This is a genomic window from Psychrobacter sp. GW64-MNA-CIBAN-0177 (genome assembly GCF_040309585.1).
Taxonomy (GTDB): Bacteria; Pseudomonadota; Gammaproteobacteria; order Pseudomonadales; family Moraxellaceae; genus Psychrobacter; species Psychrobacter okhotskensis.
In genome coordinates this window covers 1-237 of the sequence record NZ_JBEOOY010000604.1, presented here as the reverse complement: position 1 = coordinate 237, position 237 = coordinate 1, and the positions used below count along the sequence as shown (strand labels likewise).

The following is a 237-nucleotide window of genomic DNA, read 5'->3' as shown; positions in this document are numbered from 1 at the left end:
ATTCATTACCATGGGTATTCAAACCGGGTTCGCAATTAAACACTAATGTATAGTCGGTGCCAGCAAGAGCTTTGGCTTCTTCTTTAAGAATTTCCATCATCAATGACATATTGACCGTTTGCGATAAATCAATATCAACCGCGTCTTCAATGCGCGACAGTGCCAATAACTGTTCAACCATCGACTGCATCCGAGTCGTCTGTTGCTGCATCAATGATAGTGGTTTGTGATTAGGAG

General features: G+C 42.2%; 1 protein-coding gene. It reads right to left on the bottom strand.

What is annotated here, in order from left to right:
- Positions 1–237: hypothetical protein (locus tag AAEY79_RS16375; RefSeq protein WP_352289831.1), on the bottom strand; the 237-nt coding region annotated here is incomplete at both ends.